Origin of the sequence: Paenibacillus radicis (ex Xue et al. 2023) (genome assembly GCF_024722015.1) — a bacterium.
Taxonomy (GTDB): domain Bacteria; phylum Bacillota; class Bacilli; order Paenibacillales; family NBRC-103111; genus Paenibacillus_S.
In genome coordinates, this window is the sequence record NZ_JANQBD010000015.1 from 55,968 (window position 1) to 69,063 (window position 13,096).

The 13,096-nt window shown below is 37.7% G+C and carries 15 protein-coding genes; 12 read left to right on the forward strand and 3 right to left on the reverse strand.

Annotation, left to right across the window (positions count from 1 at the left end; genetic code table 11):
• The first annotated feature begins 2 nt into the window (after positions 1–2).
• A complete protein-coding gene (locus NV381_RS20140) occupies positions 3–2,132 on the forward strand; it encodes a phage tail spike protein (RefSeq protein ID WP_258215076.1) in 2,130 nt (709 codons plus the stop codon).
• A gap of 10 nt (positions 2,133–2,142) precedes the next feature.
• On the opposite strand, the gene NV381_RS20145 is transcribed toward NV381_RS20140, so the two are convergent.
• Positions 2,143–2,745, reverse strand: a complete 603-nt coding sequence (locus tag NV381_RS20145) for a copper amine oxidase N-terminal domain-containing protein (RefSeq protein WP_258215077.1) — start codon at positions 2,743–2,745, stop codon at positions 2,143–2,145.
• Between the two features lie 86 nt (positions 2,746–2,831).
• Here NV381_RS20145 and NV381_RS20150 point away from each other — a divergent pair, with 86 nt between their 5' ends.
• The 10 genes from NV381_RS20150 (at position 2,832) to NV381_RS20195 (ending at position 10,671) form a co-directional block, all read left to right on the forward strand.
• Positions 2,832–4,982: a DUF2927 domain-containing protein gene (locus tag NV381_RS20150; RefSeq protein ID WP_258215078.1), complete on the forward strand. Its 2,151-nt coding sequence runs from the start codon at positions 2,832–2,834 to the stop codon at positions 4,980–4,982.
• Between the two features lie 99 nt (positions 4,983–5,081).
• Positions 5,082–5,273 (forward strand): hypothetical protein, encoded by a 192-nt coding sequence (locus tag NV381_RS20155; RefSeq protein ID WP_258215079.1) that lies wholly within the window; start codon positions 5,082–5,084, stop codon positions 5,271–5,273.
• Positions 5,274–5,299: 26 nt separating this feature from the next.
• The gene (locus NV381_RS20160; RefSeq protein ID WP_258215080.1) at positions 5,300–5,494 is read left to right on the forward strand and encodes a hypothetical protein; all 195 of its coding nucleotides are present in this window, start codon (positions 5,300–5,302) and stop codon (positions 5,492–5,494) included.
• A 56-nt stretch (positions 5,495–5,550) separates the two neighbouring features.
• A complete protein-coding gene (locus tag NV381_RS20165; RefSeq protein WP_258215081.1) occupies positions 5,551–5,847 on the forward strand; it encodes a hemolysin XhlA family protein in 297 nt (98 codons plus the stop codon).
• Positions 5,848–5,868: 21 nt separating this feature from the next.
• A complete protein-coding gene (locus NV381_RS20170) occupies positions 5,869–6,558 on the forward strand; it encodes an AP2 domain-containing protein (protein ID WP_258215082.1) in 690 nt (229 codons plus the stop codon).
• Positions 6,558–6,878 (forward strand): hypothetical protein, encoded by a 321-nt coding sequence (locus NV381_RS20175; RefSeq protein WP_258215083.1) that lies wholly within the window; start codon positions 6,558–6,560, stop codon positions 6,876–6,878. The genes NV381_RS20170 and NV381_RS20175 overlap by 1 nt, the downstream gene beginning before the upstream one ends.
• A 25-nt stretch (positions 6,879–6,903) precedes the next feature.
• A complete protein-coding gene (locus NV381_RS20180; RefSeq protein WP_258215084.1) occupies positions 6,904–7,560 on the forward strand; it encodes a glycoside hydrolase family 73 protein in 657 nt (218 codons plus the stop codon).
• Positions 7,561–7,810: 250 nt separating this feature from the next.
• On the forward strand, positions 7,811–8,053 hold the full coding sequence (locus NV381_RS20185) for a hypothetical protein (RefSeq protein WP_258215085.1): 243 nt from the start codon (positions 7,811–7,813) through the stop codon (positions 8,051–8,053).
• A gap of 117 nt (positions 8,054–8,170) precedes the next feature.
• Positions 8,171–9,217, forward strand: a complete 1,047-nt coding sequence (locus NV381_RS20190; protein WP_258215086.1) for a nucleoid-associated protein — start codon at positions 8,171–8,173, stop codon at positions 9,215–9,217.
• A gap of 11 nt (positions 9,218–9,228) precedes the next feature.
• Positions 9,229–10,671, forward strand: coding sequence for a hypothetical protein (locus NV381_RS20195; protein WP_258215087.1), 1,443 nt, complete (start codon positions 9,229–9,231; stop codon positions 10,669–10,671).
• 101 nt (positions 10,672–10,772) lie between these two features.
• Here NV381_RS20195 and NV381_RS20200 read toward each other — a convergent pair whose 3' ends face one another.
• A complete protein-coding gene (locus NV381_RS20200) occupies positions 10,773–11,204 on the reverse strand; it encodes a hypothetical protein (RefSeq protein WP_258215088.1) in 432 nt (143 codons plus the stop codon).
• A 216-nt stretch (positions 11,205–11,420) separates the two neighbouring features.
• Between NV381_RS20200 and NV381_RS20205 the strand changes: the two genes are divergently transcribed.
• Entirely contained in the window at positions 11,421–12,659 is a 1,239-nt protein-coding gene (locus tag NV381_RS20205; protein WP_258215089.1) for a nuclease-related domain-containing protein, read from the forward strand.
• A 196-nt stretch (positions 12,660–12,855) separates the two neighbouring features.
• Here the strand turns inward: NV381_RS20205 and sda are convergent, their stop codons facing one another.
• Positions 12,856–13,005, reverse strand: coding sequence for a sporulation histidine kinase inhibitor Sda (gene sda, locus NV381_RS38500; protein ID WP_379374517.1), 150 nt, complete (start codon positions 13,003–13,005; stop codon positions 12,856–12,858).
• Positions 13,006–13,096 lie beyond the last annotated feature (91 nt).

Genomic DNA, 13,096 nt, shown 5'->3' on the forward strand with positions numbered 1-13,096 from the left:
TTATGCTAACGATATATAATCGCCAAAAGCAAAAGGTCGGCGGCTTATTTACATCCGGCAACAATGCGGAGGTTGCGGATGTAACGATTAAAAAGAGACTAAATAGCACGTATGAGTTATCATTCGTTATCTCTATTTCCTCCCCCAAGTATTCGTTAATTGAAAGTGAAGGTCTAATCGAATGCGAAGGCCACACTTATATTATCAAGAAAAAGCAGCGCAGAAGAGATGGACAAGGGAGGCTAGTAGAAATCATTTGCCCTCATGTAATGCGTCGATTAATGGACATACGTATACCCTACACCTCAGCCATTGACGAATCTTTTGGTGCTAACATCCAAACGTTTACGAACATTCTCTCTGCAGCGACAGGTGGCGTGTTCACTTTCCAAATTATGGACAGCCTAGAACTCAAAGACGTTTATAAATGGGGCTACTCCAATTGTCTGAAAGGCTTGCAGGATCTCATTACACTATATGAGGCTGAATTTATACCGGACAATTACCACATCAAGATATTTCGTAAAATTAACATCGACAATGGCGCTCATTACCGCTATGCCAAAAACATTATTAATCACTCGTTTGAAACCAATACAGACACCCTTGTCACCCGGATGACCGGGCTTGCCAAGGATTCGTTGACCATTATCGATCTACCGGCATCATATTTAACAGCAGACGAGTTAAGCAGGCTTAACGTTATATCAGGAGCGATCGTTGGGGGGATTATCAAAGTTCCCTATTTAATATCCCAATATGCTACAGCCTGGGCAACTCCGGATAACACCTTTTTCGATGGCGAGTTTTCATCAACCGACATTGAAGCTGATACAGTGGACGGAAAAGTCCTTTTATTAAAAGAAATCAGAAAAAAACTTGCCGCGGCGGAGGTTCCCGAAATTCAGATTCAAATCGAACCAGCTGACTTATGGAAAGTTAATTCTCGGGAAGTGCGGCCTCAGCTTGGGGAGACCGTTCATTTGGTTGACGAGTTAATGGAGTTGGACAATATAACGGCTCGTGCCATGGAGCTCACTGAATACCCGTTTGACCCATCTAAAAATACACAAATTACGCTGGCCAACTATTTATTAAAGGACTATAACGATATCATTGCCGATCTTAACGCATCAAAACGGGAATGGGAAGGTTTACTAACGAACAAGCAATTGAACACGAATGCTTTCGAGGAGTTTGCCAAATACGCGATAGATGCCGTAAACAAGTCATCAACAGAAGTCATACGGGACGAGCGAGGGCATGTGTACCAGGACAAGACAAATGCCCTACGGCAAGTTATCGCTTCTTCAGCTGGCATTGTTATTACTACAGATGGGGGAGTAACGGCCAAAGCAGCCATCACCGCTGACGGCGTGGCTGCTCCATATATTGTAGGTATATTAGGGCAGTTCGCCCAAGTTAAAACAGATAATCTTATAGCCGGTGTTGCTAAAATTTCATCAGCACTGATTGAAAATTTAATAGTAGGCTCCAATGTACAAATGGGGCCGAACGCATATATCTCCTGGAACAATGTCACAGGTCAACCTCATATACCGAATTCGGCTGCTGATGTGGGGGCACTAGCAACAAGTTCACCTATGCTTACTTACATCGGACCAACAGGTATTTATTCTGGCCAAGTTATCACAAATCAGCTCATTGCAGGAACTGCAAAAATATCTGCAGCAATGATCGATAAAATTACTGCAAATCAAATAGATGTAAGCGGAGGAAAGATTACAGCAGATCAAATCGATGCAATTAATCTTCATGTAAGAGCTGCCAATATTGATGGAACAATTACTGCAGACGCAGTACGTAGCTCGTGGGTATATTCAGGCACAATAAATGCAAATCAAATTAATACTGTAAATTTATCTGCCGAGAAAATATACCAAGCTGGAACACCTAACAACTATGCAGTCGTTGGTGGTAGTTACGGTGACATGATTCTGTACTACAATAACAGTGAGTTTTTTAGAATATATAACGACCTCACCGGGGTATCCTTTAAACACAAAAATAATTCTTTTTTGAGGAGGGATGATTTCGGTAATACTTTTTTATATGGAACATGGAATTTCGGGAACGCTACCGTATCAGGGGTTACAGCCAAATTCTCTTAAAATCTAGTCATTAAAATTTTGGTTTAATATTATTAGTATAAAATTCCAAGTCTATATAAATTCCGCCTTGATAAATAACATGCGGTACGTTTTTCATCATTAGTGTTTTCTCGAATACTTTTTTAGACTTATCAATTGAAAATAAATCAAGTATTTCGTGCTCTTTTCCGATCTCCCAGTCAAAAAAAGAACTTTCATGAACTTGCATAATTTTCATCATGTACAGCATCTTCACGCCATTATAAATTATGATATTTTCTCTATCGCCTGTAACAACTGGGCTGGTATCTTTGCTTGTAGAATTGGTTGTATCTGTCTTTCCATCAATAGACACCGTGTCTCCCTTATTGTTATTTCCTATTTCAACTGATTGCGTTTGTTCATTCCATTTTGCTTCTTTACCCAATGCTGCAGCTGCTTCTTTAAGCGGCAAATATGTAGACCCATCGTAAATCAGCGGTGGGTTTTTTAGCTCCAATTTTTGACCGTCTAGCAGGATAGGTAAGTCTTTTCGTAGGTATGCTGTTACCTGTTCTAAACCATTATCGGCAAATGCAAACATAGGAATAGACAATGCAACTCCAGATAATACGCCAAGAAAATACTTTTTCATATATATCAATCTCCAATTCTACTTTTATTCCAGTATATAACATTTATGTTTTTAATAGAATAGCAGGAAGGAGAAGTGTCAATTACATGGAAAAAACAAAATACTCCGGCATGAGAAGCCCCACCATCAAAAGTGGCGAATCAGACTTCATTACTTCCAGTTCTACTGGATCTTCTACTAACGCTTTTTTCTATTACACGAAATTCGACGGCTCGCTTTATCTTTATGTAACCAATAATAACAACTGGAACAGTATAACAATGAATGTCTATTACAATGGTAGCCCTGTATTTGATTCTTCGGTACCGGCTTTAATGACGAGAAGTTTTAACGGAGTAGGGAGCCAACCGTTTATAGAGGCTACTTTTTCATTGACGCAAGGTAGTAGCTACACCATTGCATGGAAAAATAATTCGACCAGTGAATATGAATATGCAGTAGGCATAACGGTAATGAGGACATTATCTCAACCAGTTAACTTATTCTTCGACAACTCAGATAGACTTAATGCATCTTTTCAAGGCAACAAACCTATATTTGAGGTAAGTCCAATGGACACCTCAACTTCAGACTATCCATTTTCTTATGCTATTCGGAAATACTTTTATGATGTATGTCTCAGAGATAATGAGGATTATGGATTTAAATGGTACTTTGGCGATGATACCATTTTGCGAAGATGGACAAAACCAAGTGTTACGTATAAATGTATCTTTAATTCATCTGTTCCAGTTGGCAGTCGGAGTACCTATCAGAATAGAGTAATTGCAATAGTCGCAGAGCTAAACAGCATTATCACTTCAATCAACTTATCCGTCATTGAAAGTGGTACTGCCGATATTAATGTTACATTTGGAACTAGGGCTGAGTTATTCCCAATAGAAACGACACCCGATGGCAATGCATTTTATTATAATGGACAATGGTGGAATCAAGATTCGGGAGGATCGATTTATACGGGTTGGGTAAAGATCGTGGTTGACTCCGACCTTTTCGGCGCTTCAGCGACAGGTCTTCTTAGAGAAGAATTAGGACAAGTATTAGGGTCTGGAAATGACTGGATTGATTATACTACAAGTGCGTTTTTTCAAGGTCAAAATCGAACTAGAGCACTAAACTCATATGCCGCTGAAGACGTCGGGGTATTGCAGCTGCTTTATAATCACAATTTACCAGTGGGTGCAAATCACAAAACTATTGCAAAGCTGATCAATGTTCCGTTGATGGTGGAAGGGATTGATCAAGGGTCAGGACAAGCCTATCGCACTATTGGTGACTACTTAAAAAATGGAACTAATTACAAATTCAGAGCCTTTGCAGTTGCCTATGGGTCCTACCATGATTACTTTTCAGATTTTTCAGGTTACACGACATTTACAACTCCTTCTGTCCCAACAAAGCCTAGCCCCGTAGATTTTTCTTCTAGAATTGAGGGTGGGTTTAACTTATTTTGGGGTCAATCCGCTGGTGCGACAATTTATTATTTAAACTATAAAGCAAGCTATAATACCGGGTACTCTGTTGCTTCATCCCCAACACCCAGTTATGTGCTTAGCTCATCATATTATGGAACAACTATGGATTTCAGGGTTAGAGGAGTCAATGGCGAACTATACGGTGACTATTCTGATGTGTCCTCTTGGACAACTGCACCGAAAACACCAACGATAACTGTTGGACCCGTAACAAATAGCTCTATTTCGATAAAAACAGGCTCCATGAGTGGTAATTACTCAGATATTGAAATACAACGCTATGATGTAGGTAGTGTTTATATGGATACAAAATCCGTACAAGCAAACGGGACAGCAACTTGGGAAGGTTTGCCATCAGGAGCTACTTATATATTTAAAGCAAGGTCACGGTTTTACATTAATAACATTGATTTATATAGCGTAAGCTTTTCCAATCATTTGACGGTATCCACCAGTAACAGACCAACAAACTTCGAATGGGCTTCTGCCAAGAATAGCGGAGAGAATTTTAATTTGTCTGCAGCAGAATGGAATGCATTCACAGCAAAGGTCGATGCGTTTCGAGCCTACAAGGGTCTTGGAGCATATGGATTCACCAGCGTTTTTACCGGGTTAGACTTCGCGGCCTGGATATTCAACCAAGGAGTAAACGGCATTAATGGGATGAGTCCGCCAACAGCGGCCCCTACCACTAAAAGCGCCGGGGAAGCGATTTATGCTTCTTATCTGAACGGACTCGTAAATGCATTAAAATCACTATAAAATCCGTAGTAAACGCGTATTAACAGCCTGCTATAATATGAGTATGAACCTCTCCCACTCACAGGAGAGGTTATTTTGTTATTGAAAAGGAGTAGTTGTATGGCTGAAGGCGCTCTTAAAATGCACATTATAGCCGACTTAACTAAAGATCGAGCGGAGGAAATCGGCAGTTGCATCATGATCTTGGCTCAAACTAGTCAAGACTCATTAACAACGCTAAAACAAGTGGATATATGGTTAGGGGAGCATATTGCAATACTCGAACAACGACCCAAGCCGCTTGGCCCCTAAACAAAAAAGAGGAAGGAGAGGTGCACATGTTAACGGTTGATGAAGAAACGAAGCAACAAATCAAACAAAATAAACTCCGGCAATTGAGTTATCAGCATTATGAAATTCAGCTTCAAAAGATCGTTCACCAGGCACGTGGGGAAGAATTGTTAGCAACCCAAGCCGGTGACGAATTGGCAAGGTTAGAAGCTGCCTATAATGCCATTGATGCCTTACTTTAAAAATGATTATCTCTTAAAAGGATTGCTTTATACCAGATAGGATGGAGGGGATCAAATTGGACATTAGCGAAACGAAGACACTTAATGATATTGCCGTAAAAGTCGGCAAATTGGAAGCTGGGCAGGAGGCATCTGTTAAAGCAACCAACGAATTAGCGTCCAGTGTTAACCGGTTGGTTGATAAGTTGGACAAGTCCGACGACATTGCACGTGAGGCTTTGCAGGCATCGAATGTTAACCAAAAAAGAATTGATGAGGTCAGTGAAAATCTGAAGTGGGTATGGCGGTCTATCTTTGCGTCACTTGTTACATCCGGCTTTGGCTTTTTGATTAAGTTCATAACATTCAAATAAAGTAGGGGTGACGTGAAGGATATGTCGCATCTAATTGACTTAACCGACCATAAGTTTGGTCGGTTATTTGTATTGGAAAGATTTATTTCGAATTCTGCGAGGCAAGAAGCTGTTTGGCTATGCGAATGTGAATGTGGAGAAAAAAGTCTTGTGCTTGGATCCAATTTAAGAAGTGGGCACACAAAGAGTTGTGGATGCTATAGAGGTGAAAAGTCTACTGAGTGTAATACAATCCATGGACATGCTAAAAGAAATAGAGCATCTTCTGAACATACTATTTGGAGAGGCATGATCACACGTTGTACAAATAAGAATCGAGATGATTATGACCGATATGGAGGAAGGGGTATTCGTGTATGTGGACGGTGGTTAAATAGTTTTGAAGCATTCCTTGAAGATATGGGACCTCGTCCTACGTTAAGACATTCTATTGACCGTATAGACGTAAACGGACATTACGATCCGAATAATTGCCAGTGGGCTCTTCCGGGACAACAAGCAAGAAATACACGAATGCGTGGTGATAATACATCTGGATTTCGCGGTGTAAGCTGGCACAAAAAACACAAGAAATGGACCGTTACGATTGGTGTAAATAACAAGTTAATCTACATTGGATATTTTGAAAGTAAGGAAGAAGCAGTTATTGCAAGAAAAAATGCTGAAATAATCTATTGGACAGATAAAGCGATTAAGGCGGTGAATGATTAATGGAAGGTCAATTTTTCACATGGGAAGCTCTTTCCGCTATGGGGGGAGCTTCTTTGCTAACATTTTTTATTGTGCAATATACAAAAGTCCTCGCTGATCGATATGTCACTTTACCGACAGATGTATATGCCGTTTTCGTAGCGTACTTTGTTTTGTTGCTTGCTCAACTGGCATTAGGAGCCAGTTGGTCGGACTGGAGAGTGTACGCTCTGACGTTTGCTAATTCGTTTTTAGTGGCGGCTGCAGCTGGGCAGATACAACATAAATCTATTAAACCTCCAGGGCAATCGCAAGATTCGGATAATTCCAATTCTGCATAAACTATTAAAAATGGAGCTGATAGCTGTGAAAGCACAGAATTTTATAGACATACTCGCGCCCCTTGCTGTAGCAGAGCAAAAACGAACCGGTATTTTAGCCAGCATCACGATTTCTCAAGGAGCATTAGAAAGCGCTTGGGGATCTGCTGCACCTAGGAACAACCTGTTTGGTATCAAAGGTACAGGGCAAGAGTTTACCACACAAGAATACATCAACGGGGCTTTTGTAACTGTTACGGACGGTTTTCGTGTTTACTCCAACTGGGAAGGCAGCGTAATCGATCATAGCAACTTTCTGATAGAAAACAGCCGCTACACAAAGGCCGGATTCTTAGACCGATGTTCCGTACTAGATTATGCAGGAGCGGCACAAGCATTGCAGGCGGCTGGTTATGCAACGGATCCTAGTTATGCCACGAAGCTAATTTCGATAATTGAAAATAACCTTCTTCACCAATACGATATTTTAGAGGATTCAAAGGAGGATGAAACGAACATGCCTATGAAACTGGAACAATGGCAATGGGATATGCTGTACAAGGTTATGGGGAATGCTTACAACGCCGATCAACTCAATTGGAACTGGATGCAAAAGATCGTGGATAAGACACTCACAGCCTCTGAGCTGGCTTTCCTGAACACGGTGTTGGATGGTCGGATTGATCGGAAAATAGAAGTGTAGGTCAGGAAAATTTTCCTTGGGAAAACACCGGACGTATATAATACCTTCAATCGGTATGTACAGGGAGTGTTTTACCGGTTGGTGAAGGAGTTGCTTAAGTCTTTAGAAAAGCTGGAGGGATTGGCTATGGGAAATTCCCGCCTGATTAGGGTAATAAAAGATGGAATATTTATATAGTCTATAAAAGATGATATTTGCTGATAATGAGATATATGTATAAGCGAGAATAACTAAAATTGGAGTTGATTAAATGAAAAACCCTAGGGTTGTTCAAGCTAAACTTGTTCTAACGTGCGACGTATTAATTGACAATGCTGTTGTTGAAGCGATTTCAGATCAGTACAGCGCTCCTAGAAGTGATGAGGATGCGGCAACGCAATTGTTGTATGCAATGATTAATCCTAAAATGCAAGACACTTCACTAGAAGGTCATTGGGATGGGGTTTGCAGCTTTACTGGAAGATTTAAAAATCTTAATGTTACGACAACCTAATAAGATTTTCTGAAAGATGGGCAATATGGCCCATCTTTTTTATATTGAAAATACCCCAAAGAGGTAATATGTGGTAAAATTATTTGTATTAGCTATTTCTGGGGGAGAGAATTAATATTGTCTATTATAACTATTGAAAAAGTAATAGCGCATGATTTAAATTTAGGTAATGCAGGTCCTATCTTCTTTCCGCAATTAATAATAGTAACAGACGAGGAAGTGAAAAATTTCTTTGCAAAGCATATTGAGAATGCTTTAAAAACGAAGCAAGTGAGACTATGCAAATTCACTTACCAAGATGCTGCGGTTCTTAGAGACACCGTTGAAATAGCCAACGATACAGAAGATGATCAAACATTTATCGACAGTACGGTTAATATGACGCAATCATTGTTTAACAATATGAGTGGTGCAGCCTCTAATGGGGCATTAATTTTCATTCAGTATTTTGATACACAAAAAAATCAAAGATTCTTGGGGATACTTAAGATGGATCCCAATAACGGAATTAGCCTTAATCGCGATACATTTTCTTTTAAAGTTGAAAAGGATATTTTACCAAGCGTGAATGAGAGACTTCATAAATGTGCTTTTATTAAAATTGATGAAAATCTCTGGGATGAAGAAGTACATCTGAGAGTTCTAGATAAGCAGCAAATAGCTGGTGAAATATCGAAATATTTTCTCTCGGGTTTTTTAGAAGCGAATACCATTGTTGATGATAAGGCTATGACTGAGCTGGTTAATGCCACAATTATGGATTTTGCTGTCGAAGAAGGGTTAATTACAACTCATTCTCAAATCGTAGATTTTGTTTCGAAGGTAGATCAAATACTTCATACAGGTAAAGAAGTTGACCTTGAAAGAGACTTAGATAGTTTATTTGCTTCCTATGCTCCAGGAGAGGCTGACCGCGGACAAAAAATAGAACGATATAAAGAAAAACTCATGGAAAAACGTGAAAACGTTTATTTCGTGTTCACTGCGGATAAAAAACCAACCATTGCCATGTATGCGGATGAAGGAAATGATATTAGGATTCAATTCCCAGTGAGATATAATAACACAACAGTTATAGTGGGTTATGAAGATGAAACTGACGGCACAAAAACCACAGTTATACGATTTGTAGGTGTTGAATTGAAGGAGAAATTTAAGCATTAGGGAGAAGTGTCATGAATGTATTGTTAAATACATTTCTAACGATAATGAAAGAGCTGGAGTCTTCAGAGGTCGGCTATAAAGAAGATTCAGAGCTTTTTACGGTGAATTATAAAACCCATATTGATACTATTAAAAAATTAGCCGCAAATTATGAAGCGGTTTTTCACAATTATCAAATAAGTTTTGAGGTCATTTGTGAAGGGAAAATGGGATTCGAAAACTTTAAACTAGCATCGAGGCTTCTTAAACCGGCGGAAGATATAAGTTTGACTCTTACGATTAACAAGAAGCAACAATTAAAACTGGACGAAAACACATTTGTTTTCTTCAAACTTGAATCTTTTCAAAAGATATTCAACACATTTAATACAGGTTTTAATAAAGGAATTGACACTAGCAAAGCTATTCATTTTCATCTTACCGTTGATAAGAATTATTACAACCCATACGTTAAATTGTACCGAATAGAAGATGGTGTCATTCATCCAGCAATAGTGCTTGATGACAATAATATAAAAGAACAAGATAGAGTTCTCAAAATCAGGGAAGAAACATCACGATCAATGACAAACTATTTCATTCCGGATTTTTATGAAATTGAAGGTTTATGTGGAGCATTAAAGCCGTGGTTTGAACAAAACTTGTTTCATGCAAGCCTCATTTATCTATCAAATAAAATTACTGCTGAAAATCAGATAACAATTCGGGGAAATAAGAATGTAGAATTAATCTTCTCTCAAGATTTTATAGTAATGAATGCAGCTGTTATTTATAGAATTTTTAAGTTTTCCTTTGAGGATAAGCATTATAATGACAAAATTGAAATTTCAAGAAATATCCTTACAATATATTTAAACACATCCGATAACACGAAAAAATTAGATGAGTTACTTCCTAAAATCGAAAAAACAATTTCAAGTCATTTCACTGCATACATACAAGATAGCATAAAAAAGTTTTTCAATGACCGCAAAGAAGTTATAAAAGAAGCTCATAAATTCGCCTCTGACTTAAAGAGCGAAGCTGAAAAATTATTAACATATATAAATACATCGCTTATTGGAATTATCACAGCTATATTTTCTGGAGCACTGGGTTTATCTAAAGGTGAACGATGGTTTCTCCTTGTAGCATTTGCGCTGCATTTGCTTGTCTTCTTGTTATCTTACCTGTTTAATAGGGGCTACGTTAAGCGAAGAATGAAAGAAACTCTGGATCTTTATGATCAATATATTGAAAAATTTGTTATTTTGGCTCAGGATGACTTAGATGATATAAAAAGAATTTACATCAATCCCTCAAAGCTCACTATTGAATCATATTTAAGAAAGTACTTTTGGGTCATTGCAGGTCTTATTGTTTTGATGTGCGCTTTAATTATTTTGGGCGTCAAATTACCAGATACTTTTTTTGAAATTACACCTCCTTCAATAAAAACTAATCCCACACCTTAAGTCTAGGACACCCCCCTTTCACGCTACATGTAGGTGAAGGGGGGATAATTTTATTTGGTCAGGATTTGAGCAATGTCCGTTCTAATTCGACCTTCCTTGAACTAACCCCCTAAATAACCCATTATTCCTATGTTGATCCACCCGGCATCTTCCATTATGATCGGAACCAGAAGAAAATTTAATAAGAAATGTACAATAAAATTAACAGGCACAATAGTAACTATTAGTGTTATATAAATAACTTTTACATAGATATTCAAATGTGCTCTCGGTTCAATAATGGTTTTGTTGTTTTTTATTGCTTTAAGAATTGCTTCAATAATGCAAACCACCCAGAACAAAATATCAATTATTGCAAAAATTACATAGAGACTTTGAAGTACAAGAAGAGCCGGAAGAATACAAACTTCAATAACCGTTCCTATAAAAACAATTATAATAAAAATTATTCCTTTAATGATATCATCGTTGTATATTTGTCCCAGACCTGGATGAATAAATGATAATATGCCTGAAATAACTGTTTTTTTCATATTTAGCAGCCTCTCGATCTGACCTATGTATTGTCCACAATACCACAGCCTTTGAATGATTAATACCATAAAAAGGTTTAATTTGAAAAAGAGGAAAATAGTTCCTATTTGTCGAAGAGAGTATCAATATGAGACTTTAGGAGTGGTCCTTTGTTCCCGACAATCATAAGACAAAACAAAGAAGTGAGAAGTCGTTTTTACAAGAGAATCTTGGATATGGACAACAAAAGACTAAGTAAACTATCCAAAGAGGAAGCCTTAAGGGAAATAGAAAGAATGAAAGTGAATCAGCATAAAGGATATATTGGAGAATTAAGAGTCTGCATAGAACTTTGGCTGCACCTTCCTCGCGAATACATTCTCATCAATGATCTTACATTAGAAATAACCCCAAACGAATTCATTCAGATTGATCATTTTATTATTTCTCCCGGAGGTCTTGCAATTGTAGAGACTAAGAATTATAGCGGTAACATTCACACTTTACTAAGTGGATGGGAATATGCCGACAACCGGAAGAAACTTAATACTGACCCAGTCAAACAAGTTGACCGTCATATTAAACTTTTAAAGGTATGGCTAAAGGAAAATTATCCCGAAGGTGTTGATTTAACAATTGAACACGCAATTCTTGTTAGGGCTAAGGTCCAAAATAATAATAATCCTAAAATTGTTTCGAGCGGAAAAGAAGCTTTTGGGAAAATATATATAAAAGGAGAAAATCTAAATCCAGACGAGATGAAGAAACTTGCGAATATGTTAAAGAACGCAAAAAATATCGATCATTGGAATTGGATTCATTCTAACAGTCAAATCAAGGACACCAGAGTGGTGCAAGTGACTGGCGACGATAATGAGTTTTATAAAATTGTAAATATTTACAAGGAAAAAGGCTTTGAAGTTAAGTATGACAGAGAAAAGAGTCCTAACGAAATAATTTTAAAGAATCATATACGTTTTCTTGAAGAAAAGCACAATGAACAGATCGAAAAGCTAAAACTTGAGAGTAACTTTAAATTTAGATATCTGTGGATGAATAAGAAAGTAAGAACGTTTGTTTACTGTTGTTTTATTGTATTGGCTGGCTTTTTTCTAACAATTGATGACAAAGATGGTTATGATCGGATTGATAAGGTTATGGATTATTACAATTATAATTTCACGCCAAAGGAAGTAATGACTTTTAAAGTTAATGGTGATACTTCAATCAAAATTGTTGATGGTAATCAAATAATCACTTCAAAAATTTATCATTCACAAAGCCAGGTTGTCTTTCATTCCAATAAAGAAATACTCATTCAAGAAAACGGGGAGAACACGAAGTATAAGTTAAATAATAATAAGATTTATTTTGAAGTGTCGAATGATCTCACAGAAGTAATACATTACAACAATAATATAAATGCCGGATCCGTAGCAGCGCATTTTTACTTTGATAGAAATATAGTTGAGTAAGTGGGGGAGCGAAAGAAAATTAAGAAGGAAGGGCTATACGTTTTGTCTGCTTCCGCGAAGTAACCCTCAATTCAAAAGGAAAGAGGTTTTTTTGTTTCTCAGGAAAACTTGTCTGACCCCGCCAGCTCATCACTAGCGGGGCTTTTTTTGTGGTGAAGGGAAAGAACCCATTCGCCCATCAAATTTTAATTACTATTCAACTCTCATGCTCGTCCTCCGATGACCGCGAAAAAACAATACCCCTCTTAATTAACTCTTTTTCTAGTAATTCTATAAACGCCTTCTCAAGCTTAAGTTCAAGAGCCTTGTTGTAGCATTGAAGTAGATGATTGTCATTAAGATTCAATAGAACATCATTCTCCTTGTAGCGAATGGCATCCTATCCCCTCACCTATTAATAATTATAATATTATTAACATCATTTACTTTATTTTACT

Coding starts and splice junctions, on each gene's coding strand:
- NV381_RS20145 (WP_258215077.1), bottom strand. CDS start 2,745: ATGAAAAAGTATTTTCTTGGCGTATTATCTGGAGTTGCATTGTCTATT.
- NV381_RS20195 (WP_258215087.1), top strand. CDS start 9,229: ATGAATGTATTGTTAAATACATTTCTAACGATAATGAAAGAGCTGGAG.
- NV381_RS20155 (WP_258215079.1), top strand. CDS start 5,082: ATGGCTGAAGGCGCTCTTAAAATGCACATTATAGCCGACTTAACTAAA.
- NV381_RS20150 (WP_258215078.1), top strand. CDS start 2,832: ATGGAAAAAACAAAATACTCCGGCATGAGAAGCCCCACCATCAAAAGT.
- NV381_RS20160 (WP_258215080.1), top strand. CDS start 5,300: ATGTTAACGGTTGATGAAGAAACGAAGCAACAAATCAAACAAAATAAA.
- NV381_RS20185 (WP_258215085.1), top strand. CDS start 7,811: ATGAAAAACCCTAGGGTTGTTCAAGCTAAACTTGTTCTAACGTGCGAC.
- NV381_RS20200 (WP_258215088.1), bottom strand. CDS start 11,204: ATGAAAAAAACAGTTATTTCAGGCATATTATCATTTATTCATCCAGGT.
- NV381_RS20205 (WP_258215089.1), top strand. CDS start 11,421: ATGGACAACAAAAGACTAAGTAAACTATCCAAAGAGGAAGCCTTAAGG.
- NV381_RS20175 (WP_258215083.1), top strand. CDS start 6,558: ATGGAAGGTCAATTTTTCACATGGGAAGCTCTTTCCGCTATGGGGGGA.
- NV381_RS20140 (WP_258215076.1), top strand. CDS start 3: ATGCTAACGATATATAATCGCCAAAAGCAAAAGGTCGGCGGCTTATTT.
- NV381_RS20170 (WP_258215082.1), top strand. CDS start 5,869: ATGTCGCATCTAATTGACTTAACCGACCATAAGTTTGGTCGGTTATTT.